Here is a 14,101-nt window from a genome sequence, read left to right as displayed (position 1 = left end):
GTCTGACGGCGAGCCAACACGAGGTTTCCCATGAATTCAAATCCACTTGGCAAGTTTCACGGAAAGGGTTTCGTCGCCGGTGCGTTGACGGCTCTCGCGGTCGCGGGACTGCTGGGCGCCGGCAATTCAGCCAACTCGAAAGTCGATGCTTTGCAACAAAGGTTCCTGATCTTAAAGTCGACTCCGGTACGGGGCGCCGCGAACGGCTATCAATCGCACCAACTCATGGTCTGCCCGCACTACGGAAAAATCAATCAAGACAGCTTGAAGTTCCGAGTCGAACACGAAACGCAAGAATTCACGATGATCATCGTTGTTTCAGAGGGAAACAGCTTCAAGCGCGGCGATATCATTTCTTTTTCCGCGATGCATGTTTTGCGTCTGACACCCGGATCAAGGATCACGAGGCACTTGCCAGACGGCGGGCAAGAACTTGTACCCTAGAGAAGAAGAATTGCTTTCCAAACCTCATATCGCCAGGCCGCAGTCGACCAGGACGCTGTCGACCAGGCCATCTACAATTCTTGATTGTGAGAACGACAGATGAGTGATCCGCTCAAATGCGGGGACTGCGGAGAGAAGCTGGAACTTGGGTTCATCCCGGATGCTTCGTACGCGGTCGTCCTGCAAGCTCAATGGCATCCTGGCACCCCGGAAGACAAAACCTTCCTGGGTTTCCGGCCCCAAACACTGATGGGCAAGGACGTCCCCGCAATCAAACACGACTCGGAACACATGCGGGCGATCACTGCCTACCGATGCACGGTGTGCGGGGTGTTGAAACTTTACGCTCGCGAGAAAGAATCATGAGCGCGACTGCCGGACGTGTAGGGCGGTCGAAACCCGCACCCACAGCAGAGATACTCGATCGTCGCCTTTCACTCCGCGAAAGCTGCGTTCCATCCTGCTGTTTTTGCGGAGCAAAAGGCGACATTCTTGAGGCCGGATGATGCGACCAACGTTTTCCGTTCGATCTCTGCTGCTTGGTACAGCTTTTTCCGCGATCGTCATCGTGGTTGCTCAGTTTTTTGCGGCGACCGGCACGCTGGCACTTCCGGTCATCGCCTTCGCCAGCTTCCTGGCTCTGCTTCCGATTCTGATGGCGCGCAAGCACAGCTTGGCTCGATTGCTGCTACCGTACATTGTCTTCGTACAGGCGTGCTTCGCTCTTCTGTTCCTCAGCCTTGGACCGGCTTGTTCAGCGATGATTCACTTTGACATCAACGAACGCACTTCGCCAAAACTGACGCAAGCATTTCGCTTCGTTTACCATCCGGTTGGTGATGCCTACTGTTTCGCCCCGGAGCCCATTCGGCAGGTGGGGATGGGGTACCTTGCGTTTTGGTTCCCACGTCGCGCGCCGTTGAAAGATGCAGGCTTCCGCATCCAGTGGCCGACTGCATCCGGCTGGCAAGTGGTGCAAACACAGCCGGTGACGGCCAATGGAAGCTGTGGACCAACTGCTCGCGATCACGAGACGTCGTAGCGATGAACCACCTTTCGATGCGACTCGGTTGCGGCCGCCGCACAAAGTTTTCAATTAGAGGATTTGACAGGGCGATTTGACCGTTTGCCGACTGCATGCCAATCCGGCAAAATCACTGAACAATCATCACTTGCGAGGTACACGATGAACTATGCCGCCGTTTCTCAAGACAAGCCTCACGGAAGTTGGGCGGGCACGATTTCGCTTGTCATCGTCCATACCATCGCGTTCGCGATGCTGTATCTTGTCGTCGTTCAGATCAATTGGGCATTCCGCGATTATTTCAACCTCGTGGGAACGAACCCGACGTCAAGATTTCAATCGGCTTCGTTGGTTGCCGACTACACGGCGGCATACACGCCGGTCGTCTTGATGATCCTGGCCATTCATTTGGTGATCGTGTTCCGATTGTCTCGCGGGGCCAATCGCTGGGCATCGGCGTACTCGCACGGAGTGCTCCTTTGCATGGGTTTCGCGGGATTCATCTGCGTTTCGTGTGCCGTCCATACCATGGTCTGGAGCAAGCCGGGAATCGCGAATCCGCAAAATGTTGCGAACGCCAGCATTAATGGCGAACAACTCATTGCTGCTGATGTCGATACGGACAACTGATTGCTCGAGGTTGGACTGCTCACCAGGTCATCCCTGACCAAAGATTCACTAAGATGATCCGACCGCGAACCGCCATCGCGCTTCTCGAGCTGATTGTTGTGGCCGCGATCACGGCCCTTCTGCTCGCGATGGCACTGCCCGCGTTCCAGCATACGCGTGAGGCGATGCGTCGCAGCCAATGCCAGAACCATTTGAAACAGTTGGGACTCGCGATCCACAACTACCACTCCAGCCATCGGCAGATTCCAGATCTGTACAACGGTGCTTTTCGCTCAGTGCCGCCAACGCTGGGCGAAGAGTTTCACTGTCATTCTTGGCGCACGGCAATTCTGCCACAATTGGAGCGCGGTAGCGTCCTGCGCGATTTGAACCTGAATCTGGCAGCGACAAGCCCCGAAAATCAAGCGGCGATCAATGTCGAAATTCCCGTCTTCCACTGCCCATCGACCAGCACGCCAAGTGCGATCGTTCCGGACCTCAACCTTTGGCACGATGCAAGTGGTGTTTACAATCAACCCACGGGCACCGCAGCCCGAACCGACTACGCCGCGATTGTCGGGATGGGGCCGGAGTCTGGAACCTGGCGAGACGCAGATTTCGGAGGATGGGGCGAACCAAAATACTCCGACAGCAACCAGCCGTCGTATGCCACGCGACGGTTTTCCGATATTTCCGACGGGTTGTCCAACACGTTGCTGGTTGGTGAACGCTCGGGGCGTCCTGACCTGCATGTCTCGGGGCAGCCCGCCATTCCGTTTTCGATCTCAGCTAAGATGCCGGACCACCATCAAGCTGCCTGGGCAGTTTCAACGCACTTGCAGCACCTTGTGCTATCCCCGGAGCGAGGCGTCAATGAACGAAATGATCACGGCTTGTACTCGTTCCACCATGCCGGCGTTTATATCCTGATGGCCGATGGTTCCGTCCGGCTGCTCAGCAGTTCCACGAAGAAGACGACACTGAGGGCGCTCGTTTCCCGGGCAGGCCATGACTGACCCGCGACGCGAGCCCAGAACGACGAGTTGCACCGCGGTACTGAAGTCTCGATTGTGCGTCTGCTCGATCATCACACAGCTGCGATCCCGCGGTTTCCGCCACTCTGCAATTCGCTCAATGACTCCTCGATTCGCCATAACCATCAAACGCGACACTCAAGTACCGAGAACGCCGCTGCAAGTATGCATCCTTTTCGCCCTGGTCACGATTTTGATGTCGGAACGGGTGGCGACCTGCCAAGACGACCGCGACACAATTTCGCAAATCGCCAAAGTTTGGAAGAAACGTAGTGACGCCGTCAGGACGATTCGTGTCGCTTGGGTTGAGACTTCCTCCAGGGATCGCTCCAAGACCGCTTCGGTGGGAAGAGTTGTATGGACGCTTGGGCAAGGTGGCAAATCGCGGCTTGAACGCATTGGTCGCGACTCAACAGGCAGCAAAACTGTGAGCGGAAAAACGATCTCCTCTTTTGATGGCCACAAGAACTACAGCTTCACATCAGAGTCTTTGGGTGGTGACTGGCCCCGTGGTATTGTCTGGACCGACAAGCACAACGACCACATACACAACATTCAGATCAGGCCATGGTTGATCCATCTTCGACCATTTGGAGAGCCGGTGCCGGGGATCACTACCGAGGGGCTCCGTTTGCGAGAAGGAAACGCAAATGAAGATGACCGCGAACACCTGATTGTCAGGACCTTGGCTGGTCCAGGCGAGGTCGTCGGTGAATACTGGCTGGACCCCGAGCGCGATTATGTGGTTGAAAAATATGTGGAATTAGCCAACGGCCGCGCGACGATGACTCTCAAAATCGAGTACGAGAAAGACACAACGATCGGATGGATTCCTCACTCCTGGAAAGGGAGTTTCGAAAACGGGAGTTTCTCGATTTCAGGCCGAACCGAAAGATATGAACTGAATCCGGAAATCGCTGATTCAGATTTTGACATCGACTTCAAAGAGGGAACGATGGTTTTCCTCAGGGACGACGGTGTCCGCGCCCTTTATGGGCCCAACGGCCGCCGGCGAATCATCACTCCGGAAGAATCTGCGGCTGGATTCTCGTACGAAGAGCTTCTTTCTGAACTGACCGGCGGTGCGGGTGACTGATTCTCATGCAAAAGTGCCTCGCTTGTCTGTGTCAGAAGGAAGTGAAATTCTCGTTCTTCGCGTCACGGTTGAGACCGCGGCGGATCCGTCAGCTTGCGCCGACGGCAGGGGGCTTTCGTCGCTTTGCGACTTGAGCTCATATCGGTTCCTTTCACCCTCCTTTCCTACGCTTTGAGCCCCAACGATGCGTCAACTGAAATGGCTGTTGCTTGCTGCGAGTTTGACCTCCATGTTCTTACTCGGACGATGGACAGCACCAACGGAAGTGAAGGTATCTCCTCAAGCAACGACAGGGAAAGATGCCCCAAAGATTGCGATCGGCGAGCGACCAAGCAGCGATGGACATCACGACAGCCCGTTTCGCTCACTCTCATCTCCCGATCGGGACGATTCCGTTCGATTGATCAATAGGCAATCACGGCGTCGGATGCCAAATGATTCGATCGAGAGAGGGATGAAGGCTGGCGAGTTTGAGCATACCAATCGAATCCATGAGACACTCAATGACGGTCTAAAGACCCATCCATCGCAAGATTCAACTCCGCGTCCGTATCCGGTACGGCGGGGTCCCTGATGCTTGACGTTGCATAATGAGTTGGATACTGAAGACGAGGACATCGACCTTCGAGACGGCAAGCCGGCGATGTGATATGTTGCCAGCGATTCGATGCGATCGACTGCGACGAGGCTTTGCGATCGGCTATTCACGAAGGTCTGGATCTCGTCTCTACCGGACACCCCGCAACCATGGCTTCCGAACAAACATCCATCAGAACGCGACACGCGTTTTCAAGATTCAGCATCAAAATGCTGCTGGTGGCCGTTTTGATTGCGGCGGGAACATTTGCTGGTTATCGAAGGGGCTTCGACGTGGGACGCCAACAAGGCCCAATCGTCCCCACCGATATCAGCGACTCAAAGATTTATTCACGAGACTACGATGTTTCAGACATCGCCACGACAGACGCGGAGCTCGAAACACTGGTTGACGCCATTTACCGCACCGCGGAACCGGACGACTGGGCGATCAACGGTGGATATGCCGAGCTGAATCACGACGCCGACGAGGGACTGCTGAATGTTTCCCATGTCTGGCCGGGACACATTGCAGTGGTCAAGTTCCTTCAAACATTTCGCGAGTTTGCCCAATACAGCAACAGCTTCGATGAAGCGATTGAAAATGCGTGCGGCAACTACTAGCTGGTGGCTTCAATTTTTCGTCGTGCTCCTGTGACTGCGGTGGTTCGTGGCCCTTTCTATGTTTCTCCAACCTTCTCAACTAGCTATCGGAGCCCGATCTGATGAACCTGACAAAGCGAAACGCAGCGATCCTTTTGCTCTCCGGCATTCTGGCTGCTGGAATTCCGTTGAACTTCGCCATCCGAGCCGGCGCGGCTGACAACCAAACCGACGGAAAAGAAGGCGACCACAAAGAGCTCGCGGCACAACTGATCGGCACCTGGAAACTGCAGGAAGCTTTGAACCCCGGATCGCCGTCGGGTATCGGAACCAGACTCAAACTCTTTACTGGAACTCACTGGTGCATTGTCCAGCCGGGCCCGAACACCGGAATCCTGGTGTTTCAGCATGGTGGCCGCTATCAGGTGGAGGGGAACAAGGTAAAGACAACGAGAGAGTTTGCGGGCGAAAGCACAAAAAGCATGATCGGTGGAAGCAAAACCCTGACCATTGAGATCGAGGGTGACACGATGAAGCAGCTGGATTCCGATGGCGTCTACAATGAAACATGGAAGCGTGTCAAATAGAGCGGCCCGAAATCGCGCGGGCGAGGTTTTTGGCCGCACAACAGCAGTTGCGTCGTACGGCGCGAAGAATATGAGCGCAAGAGTCGTCCGTGAACGACAGATATCAAACCAACCCGTACAAACCTCCAAACGCTCCCAGCCATGAGCCGGCGGCACCTTCCGGCATTTCGTCCAACGGTGGACGGCCCCCGCAACCGGGCCGACTTGTCTTAATGGCTGGAGCGTATGCGGGGTGCATCGCTGGCTGCCTGTTGGTCTTTTTCTCGTCGATCGAGGGCGTCGTGGGCGGCGCGTTGCTGGGGGTCGGAGGTGCGGTCGCCGGGGCATTCCTAGTGAGCCCCATCGCACTTGCCGTCAACCGTCGACGGAATCGGTCGCTGAATGATTTGACGGAGTGAATCCGGAGCGGCGACGTTCCATCAACTTTGGAGGATTTGTCGCGCCCCGTTGCCGAAGCGAATGAGCCATCCAGGCTGGACGGTGCTTCCGCGTGCTCTGGCAATTCCCGTGCTTGAAAAACTCCGTTTGACAGCGATTGATCTGTTGACACACTACTGGATCCAATGCCTCGCATTGATCGCGTTCGGATTCTGCGCGTGGCGTCTCTGGCCGATCCGACCGATCGAGCACGCGATTCCCCCGGCGGTCTTGGCGGTCTATGGCTTGGTCGCGACCGTCGCTCCGGACGAGGTTTCTGACTGGACAGGGAATTACGGATGGACCACGCAGCAGTACCGCAACACGCCACCCGTCGCCATTCAGGCGGCCGGGGTCGTCTCGATGATCGCCGCGGTGATCTATCTTCTTTGAACCGCTGGTCAGCCATTCAGACAACCGATCCGGTAGCGTCGAATTGTTCCGGCTTACCGCGTAACCGATGCCGGCGACGTTGAGGAGTCTTTCTCCCTGATTCGGTAGTGCAGCGTGAGCACGGGGAATCCGAGGAATCGGATCGCATGCTCGCAACGAACGGTCTGCTCGTGATCGACGAACAAATCGAATCGTTCGTGGAGCGTCTGCACCCGCCAAACGCGTAACCGATGGCCCGATCGCTGCATGCGGTAGAAGCCCGTGTCTCCAAAGCTGTGGCCCGCGGATACGAGCCGAAAACCGTCACCATCGTCATGTTGGGGTCGCAGAATGACGGTGGCGTTTCCGTTGGGCATCGGAAACACCACTTTCACGCAGGCCCCCTCCACCCCAGGCACGTCCTGCGTCATGTAGAACCCCGTGTAAATCACTTGACCGCCGCGAGCCAGTTTGCGAAACCACCCCGTGTAGCGAATCTCCCCGTCCGGTTTTCGCAACAGGATGATCTCGCTGGTTATCCCATAGGCGGTGTCGAGACCATCGAGCGGGAAGTTCAATTGATCGACGCGCCGGCTGATCGTCGCAACCAGGAGCCACAGGGCAAGTCTTGCCGGGAAATAGGTGGTTGCCCAAGTATCCAATGCGTAGCGGTGCGTGTTCTCGTAAAAGTCGCGAATTTTCTCGTTCACGCGTTCGGACGCAAACGTTTTGCTCCGCAACACATCGAACCGCGGGATCAATCCTCCTTCGGTGGCCTCACGCACCAGTTCCAAACCTTCGGCCACTGCTGTCTCCTCGTAGGGACGATCACCGATGGAGTTGCCGCCCAGTGGTCCAACCAGCCACGGGATCTCCTCGGGAGCGCACCGCCGGCCGAAGACCCAGATCAGCGAGTAAATGACCCATGCTCCAGCAGTTCCGACGATGTTTCGCAGCATGCACTTTTCCGGAACGTGGAACTCGCTGGGACGCAGCAAGAAATCGGTTCCCCGAGAATCCCGCTTCCCTAGTAAAACAATCTGGCAACGGCCACCAGATCTGTCCTGGCTTATACTGCCAATACACCGTGAAATCATAATGTCGCACAACCAACCTTCGGGATTGCCCTCCGGTTTTTTGATTGATTCTTAGACATCGGCCTCCCCGCGGATCTAAAAGGAAAATGAGCGAATGAGACACATCACCATGTTGTTTTTAGCGTTCCTGATGGCGGCGACACTTTTCGCCGAGGAACAGGGCGCCGAGTTGAAAAAGATTGAGGAGGCGTTGAAAACGTCTCCCGACGACCCCGTGTTGCACTATCGAAAGTGCCAGCTGCTATTCGCTGACGGGAAGGAGCAAGAATCGATTGATCATGCCGCGGTGGCGTTGACCAAGTTCAAAGAGGCGGACCAGGATCTGGCGTGGATGAAGCTTGGGACGTTCAAGACCGATCGTTATCGGATTGACGTTCATTTCAACATGGGCCCCGAAGAGCGTGCTGAAATCCGCGACGGAATTGTGCGGCCCTACAGTTTCCGAGTTTGGACCCTGGGCGACGAACCAGAACTCGTTCGAATCCTGGATTTTGAATTGGGGTATTCCAATGGAAAGGTGGTGACCGCCGCGATCGGAGCGATGACCGGCGGTGGGCACAGTAACTATGGGATTGTCGACCCGAAGAGCGATTTTTCGACCATCAAGAAGAGGGTCGTTGAAATACTCGCCAGATGAGGTGCCGCCCTCGCCACAACCGAAAAGTTGCAAACCCTCGCGAGATCGCGGCCTTCGGAAATCACCAAATAAAGGTTCATCACGTTCGTTGTTTTCTAGAATGTCGGGGTGACGTCCCATTCGAATCGGGTTCTCCACCATGAAAAAAACGGCTGCCGCAATGGTTGCACTGGCATTGCTTGCCGTGGGTTCAACCTCGTTTGCACTTTATTCGGTTTCGGAGACGGGCACATGGCCTGATAGCTGGCCTACGGAACTTGAGCCGCTGCGGAAACAGGCTCGCACATTCATCGGTCCACAGTTGTCATTTCGGCACTACGCCATCCGCTTTTCCGACCGCGATGCCTTTGAAGCAGCGTGGCCGAATCTGATCAAGGTGAAAAGCCGTGGTGCTCCGATCTTTTTGGTCCGAGAACCAAATTTCTTTCTTGGTGAGAACACCGCCGGTGTTGTCATTCACTGTCCACCCGAAGGTCAGTGGGACGACCCCAAGACCCCCGAAGCTCCACGCAAGAACGACAAGAATCCTCGATCGCGTTGGCTGTTCACCAATTACATCGATTTGGTCGTGGACGGTGAGGTTGTGGATCTGAATCGGATTCCCTTGCCCCGCGATACGCCGATTATCGACGAACGATTCAAGTCTTTGGATGGAACAGGCGATGATTCGGAGACTCCCTAGCCGAGCGTTGTGCGGAGACGCGTTATCGCAGAGGCGTTGATGAACCGTGGGGTGGCCGACCGACAGCTAGCGCAACGCCACTCGCCAAGAAGAGCATTGGGATCGTGAGGCTCACACAAGCAGGCGTGTTCCGATGGCCAAACGAATCACTGTCCGGATCCCATGAAGCCACCCATTCCGCCCCCCATGCCACCTCCGCTGGCCCGCTGAAATCTCAAGTCTTCCTTCAGTTGCTGTTGCAAATTCGTGCTGATGATCGACTGCGTGCGATCCATTTCGATGGTGTATTGGTAATCGTGATCGTAGGCCTCACTTCCGAATCGCCGCGGAGGTATTTCGAGATCCCAGCGCAAGATCCCGGTGGGCCTCCTCAGACGCAGGTATTTACCATCTGTCGACAGATTGCCCAGCGATGCGGGATCCACAATCACATTGATCACGCCCGAACTGTTGCTGACCGGCAACCGATCCAACAATCGAACCGCGACCGGTTGATCGTGAAAGTTTGAAACGACCAACCGATAATCCAGCGTCGCCAAGCGATTGCCGCCTTTGATCGACACCGTGCGATCGAGCAACTCACGTCGCGTGCGGACCTGACGATCGGCCCCCAATCCGATCAGCAATTCACCACCGGCGGCCGTGGGGGGCAACGTCGTCCGACCGACGAATTGGCCGTCCAAGAATACCGCCGCTTCCCCGCTGACAAGGTTTTGGCCCGTCAGATTTTCGACCTCGACTTCGCGGTACGCAAAACTGCTGAGCAGCGGGACGACGACGCGATAGATCGAACTGCTGACGGTTGATCGAAGAATCGTGATCGACTGGCCACCGGATTGGCTCGCGACATCGATTGAAGTGCCAACCTCGTAGGTCTCGTCGGAGATCGTCTGCGTCGCGTCGCTCGCCAGGTCCCGCTGGCTTGTCTTGGACTGATTGAATTCGGCAAGCTGTTGGCGAGCCGCTTCGCTGTTCAGCCTAAGCGTCTCTTGCCAGTCCATGGGATCGTCCCATGTCGTCACCATCGCCCCGGACAGTGCGCCGTGATGACCGGTCTCTCCGCGGCCCGAACGCTGAAACGGATCCGACGACTCGGCCTCCGATGCATTCACGGAAACTCTTAGCGGTGCCAACACGGGCCCGTCGGCCTTCAAATCTGGAACACCGGTACACAGCACCAGATCAACGGAATTCCAATCTTCGCCAGTGTTTTGGGTGATTTTCCCCTCGAGTTCGATGACAAAGTGATCGTCGCCTTGCGGATTTGAAGTCGCGTGAATGGTGTAGCTTGGCTCCCAACCCACCGCATCTACCCAATAGCTCAATCGCAACTGCCCCCCTTGCGGTGCATTCACATCCAAGATGACGTCGTAGGTTGGCCGCTTGGCAGCGTCCGAAGATTCAGAATACTCGGCGAGCTTCGATTCAAGTTGCGTCTGCTGAGCATCGACTTTCAATTTCGCATCGAGAAGTTCTTTTGCCAGCGCACGACGACGCTGCATCACGAAATCGGCGATTTCGGTGATCCCCGCGGTATCAAGCTTTGCCGAATTCAGCTCTGCGCTGGCCTTCACCGCAGAAAACTGCACCAGCGCGTCGATCGTTTCCAAGTCCTGCTCGATCACCAGGACCTCCTGCTTTGCCGATGCAACGGCATCGTGAAGCTTCCGCAGTGTGTTGTCCTGTTCTTTCTGTTCGGCATTCACTGTCGGACTTCGGTGCGGGATCAGTCTCAAAGACCGAACCACCAGACCGGAATCAGATTCACAACGGACCGATTGATCACGCAAGGTTTCTGGCAGTCCGGTCACCCGAACCAGTTGACGCTGATCGGAAGCCACAATGTCCGCCGTGCGAATCACGTTGGCTTCGCGACGAAAGACCGTGACCGATGAAACGCGACTGGCAACTTGCACAACGTCAGAGTTCGGCTTCGAAGAATCCTCCGCTGCATTCAATTCAAGGCAGCCCACCAGCAAACAACACCACCCAATGACTTGTCGCATTTCTCATCTCCCGAATTATGTCTGGCCATCGATCTGCGGGAACCCTTTGCGGAGTGTTTGTTGCAAATCGCTACGCCGATGATGCTTCATCTCGATACACCATCCCGCCCGGCATAGTGAATCCGCCGTCGAAATCGCAAGGATGCAGTCGGTATGCCAATTGCTTCACCAACGAGTTCTTTCGGTCGATCGGGCGAGCCGCTCACGTCGCATACGAAGGAAGCTTTCTATGACTTTGCCGTTACTTTCACGGGTCGCCGTGTTCTTTGTTCTAGGTGCGTTTGCCGTCTCGACATGCCCGCCTCGCCTGAATGCTCAGGACCAGACCACGGATCGTGATTGGACCGCGTTGCGTCTGGTGAATCGACATGATGCGAAGGCATCGAAGAGCGGTGAACCCATCGTTTCTCGTCCGTGCGATCCGCTGATGACAGTTGAACAGGAACGGCACTTGTTGGAGATCCTGCGCGCGCCGTCGCCGTTGGAATCGGAGAACGGTATTTCGGTTCAGCGGATCGCGGAGCAGCTGAGCGAACATTTGCCGGTGGTGATCGACAAGGTGGCCCTGGAAGAACTTGGGCTATCCACGGAGACCAAACTGTTGGACCGTGTTCTGATGGAAAGCCCCGCCGTCTCTTCTGCATCCGGCGACGCATCAGAAGACCGATGGTGGGATCGCACATCGGCGCCGCCGTCCGCCGCGCCGCGGCTGACCTTGCTAGGTGACTTGGCCCTTCGATTGGATAGCAGCGACTTGGAAATCGTCCTGTTGCACGGGCGTGTCGTGATCACCACAAGCGAACACGCCGCCGAGATGAACACGGTGCGAATGTATGAGGTCTCGCCCCTGATCGATCCCTCAACGGATCCCGTGCGTCCTGACGGGCATGGCTATCGTGCGAATCGCTATCAAGGAATCGGTGATCCAGGTGCCCTGTCCGAGTACGACCGGCTCATCCAAACCATCCAGGAGACGCTGGACCCCGATTGCTGGGAATTCCTGGGTGGCGAATCGACCATCCGTCCGATCAACATTCGCGATCGACATTGGCTGGTCGTGTCAACGCCGACGATGACCCAATTGAAAGTCCAGGCGTTACTCGATCGCCTGAACCAATGATTCGCCGGGATTTTGACGCGACACCGGATTCGTTCCGCACGTTCTTTTGGTTCTCAGACGCGTGAACTCGACTTGCCGAATCCCCCTCGAAGATGGTAGACGGGATATCAGGTGCGCGTCGACTTAGCGGACCCGCGGGGTGATGAGACACGGCGTGCGGCCGTGTGGGTCAATGGAGGTAGCGGATGCCAACCCATCGTTCAGGCAGTTTTCGTCATCTCGCCTCGGCATGCTGGATCGCCCTGGCCGGATTGATGTCGGGCTGCGCGCTGCCGACCGGTATCTTGAAATCACGCTGGGCGATGGACGACGCCGACTACGCCGTCAAATACGCCGACGGAGCTCCGAAAGGCGATGTTCCAGGAAAGATCAAGCAAGCGATGGATGCCCGCTTTTTGAAAGGCGCCAGCGGCCTGTTTGTTTCTGGCGGCTACACCTATCGACCCGAGTCCGACAATAGCTTGCTATCGGTCGACGTCGGTGCGGAGTCGTACCTGACGAGTTACCTGACCGGCCGAGCGTCATTGATGGGCATGGGCAGCGAAGACGACTGGTTCACCGGTGTGGATGCCGGTTTGCGTTTGCAAACGCCCAGTCGGTTGGCGCCGTTCGTTGGCGGAGGCGTCTATGCCGGCGCGGCACATGAAACGGTCGACGCATCCGGCGACGGAATCGACAACGACGATGACGGCTGGATCGACGAATATCGTGAAGAGAAAGAACGCTTCTCCGGTGCGTTTGCGGCGATCTATCCCGAAGTCGGTGCCCATTTTTGGTGGACACCACAAATTCGACTGACCAGCTATGGCCGTTACATGATCGCGACCGAAGGCCGGGACGCGGACGATTGGATGTTGGGCATCGGCCTGGCCGTGTTTTCCAAACGTTAGCGAACACCGAGAAACACCGGCGGTTGGCGCCACGCCGCTCATTGCATCGGTACTAGTGCTTTGTCTGAAAAGGCGCCAAACCCGTTTGTTGCCGTTGCGTTTGCGATTGCGATTGCGATTGCGATTGCGATTGCGATTGCGGCAGAAACCCACGCTCTGGCGAGCGTAGCTACGTGTTTTCAGACAATGCCTGGCCGGATCAGTTGCTCAGGAATCGGTGGCGGCGGCATGAACGATCAGACGCCGAAGCTGCGGAAGGAATTGTCGCAGTGCGCGGCTGCGGTGGCTGAGCGCTCGCTTGACGGTCAAATCCAACTCCGCGAACGTCCGGTGGTACTCGCGGATCTCAAACAAAGGATCGTAACCGAAGCCTCCGCTGCCGGACGGTTCGGTTCGAATCACTCCGCCGCAGGTGCCACCGGCCGTGATTCGGGGCGTCCCGGAGGGATCCGACAAACAGATTTCGCAATGGTAACGGGCGGTCCGTTTTTCGGGCGGGACCCCGGCAAGTTCCGCCAGCAGCTTCTCATTGTTGGCGGCATCGTCGCCGTGAACGCCACCGTAGCGGGCGGAGTAGACTCCTGGAGCCCCACCGAGCGCGTCGACTGCCAACCCGCTATCTTCTGCCAACACCCACCGCCCGAGGTGCTTCGCCTGCTCGGTCGCCTTGAGCATCGCGTTCTCGGTGAACGTTGCCCCGGTTTCCTCCACTTCGATCGCCGACGGGATCTCGGACAAAGATTGCAGCCGGTAATGCTGCTCCGGCAACATCAACTTCAGCTCGATCAGCTTCTTGCGGTTGTGTGTCCCGAGCACGAGATCAAACATGGATGTCTCGCTGACGAGGAAAACGAGTTCGGGAAGTGGAGACGGGGCCGTCGGGATTCACGCCGCATTCGCGACTTCA

At 56.6% G+C, this 14,101-nt stretch carries 16 protein-coding genes; 13 read left to right on the top strand and 3 right to left on the bottom strand.

The features are described from left to right. The first annotated feature begins 30 nt into the window (after positions 1-30). The 9 genes from FYK55_RS00460 (at position 31) to FYK55_RS00420 (ending at position 6,783) form a co-directional block, all read left to right on the top strand. Positions 31-444 (top strand): hypothetical protein, encoded by a 414-nt coding sequence (locus FYK55_RS00460; protein WP_150074040.1) that lies wholly within the window; start codon positions 31-33, stop codon positions 442-444. 99 nt (positions 445-543) lie between these two features. Then, on the top strand, positions 544-810 hold the full coding sequence (locus FYK55_RS00455; RefSeq protein WP_150074039.1) for a hypothetical protein: 267 nt from the start codon (positions 544-546) through the stop codon (positions 808-810). A 136-nt stretch (positions 811-946) separates the two neighbouring features. After that, the gene (locus FYK55_RS00450; RefSeq protein ID WP_161604225.1) at positions 947-1,486 is read left to right on the top strand and encodes a hypothetical protein; all 540 of its coding nucleotides are present in this window, start codon (positions 947-949) and stop codon (positions 1,484-1,486) included. 144 nt (positions 1,487-1,630) lie between these two features. Next, on the top strand, positions 1,631-2,098 hold the full coding sequence (locus FYK55_RS00445; RefSeq protein WP_150074037.1) for a hypothetical protein: 468 nt from the start codon (positions 1,631-1,633) through the stop codon (positions 2,096-2,098). Between the two features lie 53 nt (positions 2,099-2,151). Next, on the top strand, positions 2,152-3,093 hold the full coding sequence (locus FYK55_RS00440) for a DUF1559 domain-containing protein (protein WP_150074036.1): 942 nt from the start codon (positions 2,152-2,154) through the stop codon (positions 3,091-3,093). Positions 3,094-3,211: 118 nt separating this feature from the next. Beyond that, the gene (locus tag FYK55_RS00435; RefSeq protein ID WP_150074035.1) at positions 3,212-4,207 is read left to right on the top strand and encodes a hypothetical protein; all 996 of its coding nucleotides are present in this window, start codon (positions 3,212-3,214) and stop codon (positions 4,205-4,207) included. Positions 4,208-5,077: 870 nt separating this feature from the next. Further along, positions 5,078-5,407, top strand: coding sequence for a hypothetical protein (locus tag FYK55_RS00430; RefSeq protein WP_161604224.1), 330 nt, complete (start codon positions 5,078-5,080; stop codon positions 5,405-5,407). Positions 5,408-5,508: 101 nt separating this feature from the next. Beyond that, positions 5,509-5,973 carry a hypothetical protein gene (locus tag FYK55_RS00425; protein WP_150074033.1) on the top strand — a complete coding sequence of 155 codons (465 nt, stop codon included), beginning with the start codon at positions 5,509-5,511 and terminating at the stop codon, positions 5,971-5,973. Between the two features lie 459 nt (positions 5,974-6,432). Then, a complete protein-coding gene (locus tag FYK55_RS00420; RefSeq protein WP_161604223.1) occupies positions 6,433-6,783 on the top strand; it encodes a hypothetical protein in 351 nt (116 codons plus the stop codon). Positions 6,784-6,836: 53 nt separating this feature from the next. On the opposite strand, the gene FYK55_RS00415 is transcribed toward FYK55_RS00420, so the two are convergent. Further along, positions 6,837-7,721 (bottom strand): hypothetical protein, encoded by an 885-nt coding sequence (locus FYK55_RS00415; protein ID WP_150074031.1) that lies wholly within the window; start codon positions 7,719-7,721, stop codon positions 6,837-6,839. Positions 7,722-7,953: 232 nt separating this feature from the next. On the opposite strand from FYK55_RS00415, the gene FYK55_RS00410 reads away from it, so the two are divergent. Continuing rightward, positions 7,954-8,496, top strand: a complete 543-nt coding sequence (locus FYK55_RS00410) for a hypothetical protein (protein ID WP_235908315.1) — start codon at positions 7,954-7,956, stop codon at positions 8,494-8,496. Between the two features lie 139 nt (positions 8,497-8,635). After that, the gene (locus FYK55_RS00405; RefSeq protein WP_150074030.1) at positions 8,636-9,178 is read left to right on the top strand and encodes a hypothetical protein; all 543 of its coding nucleotides are present in this window, start codon (positions 8,636-8,638) and stop codon (positions 9,176-9,178) included. 146 nt (positions 9,179-9,324) lie between these two features. Here FYK55_RS00405 and FYK55_RS00400 read toward each other — a convergent pair whose 3' ends face one another. Next, positions 9,325-11,184 (bottom strand): DUF4139 domain-containing protein, encoded by a 1,860-nt coding sequence (locus FYK55_RS00400; protein WP_150074029.1) that lies wholly within the window; start codon positions 11,182-11,184, stop codon positions 9,325-9,327. A 229-nt stretch (positions 11,185-11,413) separates the two neighbouring features. Between FYK55_RS00400 and FYK55_RS00395 the strand changes: the two genes are divergently transcribed. Together FYK55_RS00395 and FYK55_RS00390 are read left to right on the top strand one after the other, a co-directional pair. Next, positions 11,414-12,304, top strand: a complete 891-nt coding sequence (locus FYK55_RS00395; RefSeq protein ID WP_150074028.1) for a hypothetical protein — start codon at positions 11,414-11,416, stop codon at positions 12,302-12,304. A 185-nt stretch (positions 12,305-12,489) separates the two neighbouring features. Further along, on the top strand, positions 12,490-13,194 hold the full coding sequence (locus FYK55_RS00390; RefSeq protein WP_235908314.1) for a hypothetical protein: 705 nt from the start codon (positions 12,490-12,492) through the stop codon (positions 13,192-13,194). Between the two features lie 207 nt (positions 13,195-13,401). On the opposite strand, the gene rdgB is transcribed toward FYK55_RS00390, so the two are convergent. Next, entirely contained in the window at positions 13,402-14,022 is a 621-nt protein-coding gene (rdgB, locus tag FYK55_RS00385) for an RdgB/HAM1 family non-canonical purine NTP pyrophosphatase (protein ID WP_150074027.1), read from the bottom strand. Positions 14,023-14,101 lie beyond the last annotated feature (79 nt).

The organism is Roseiconus nitratireducens (assembly GCF_008629675.1).
GTDB classification, from domain to species: Bacteria; Planctomycetota; Planctomycetia; order Pirellulales; family Pirellulaceae; genus Stieleria; species Stieleria nitratireducens.
This window is presented reverse-complemented; position numbering and strand designations above follow the sequence as displayed.